At 64.9% G+C, this 630-nt stretch carries 1 protein-coding gene; it reads left to right on the forward strand.

Annotated elements, in window-relative coordinates:
- Nucleotides 1-210: hypothetical protein (locus tag AC1DRF_RS31325; RefSeq protein WP_477742742.1), on the forward strand; the 210-nt coding region annotated here is incomplete at its 5' end.
- Nucleotides 211-630 lie beyond the last annotated feature (420 nt).

A 630-nucleotide genomic window follows, 5' to 3' on the forward strand; every position in this document is an offset into this window, starting at 1 on the left:
GCAAACACTCCGCAAAGGGACATCCAACACGACGCACCGCTGCGCTCGGCAGTTGGGGGTCTCGCGACAGCATTTGGTGAATGGATTCGTCGGCGGTTGATGCACGCGCCGACTGCCAGCACACCAGACGGACGGAACATCGCCCACCTCGGCGCGCGCACCGTCGTGCTTCGTCGCCTCTGGCAGGCGATGTTCCTCGCAGTGATCTGATGGGCAAGCGGCGCCCGTCTCCCTTCGGGAGAGGGGTTGGGGAGAGGGTCCGTCTCTTAGCGGGCCCGGTCCTGCACTTCGGCGTACCAGCACGTCGCTTTCAGGGCGAAGATCTCAGACGCTTGCATAGCTGTTCTTCTCAGTTCGCCGCGAAGGTGCCGAAGCCCGAGAGAGGGCATCGCGCTGGCGCGGACATTGCACCGCGTATGCCGCGATGCCCTCGACGGGCAAGGCGCCGCCCGTCTGGTGTGCTGGCAGTTGGCGCGCACCGATCAAACTACGCATCCACTCAACAAGTGCTGTCGCGCAACCGGATGCGAGGTGCGCGGCGGTCGTCGCGTTGGAGGGCCTAATTGCGAAGCGTGAGCTCTTGCGTAGCAATGAGGCCATCCAATGCGGCGGCACGCTGCGCCACTCTGG

Source organism: Priestia sp. P5_B4 (genome assembly GCF_056400385.1).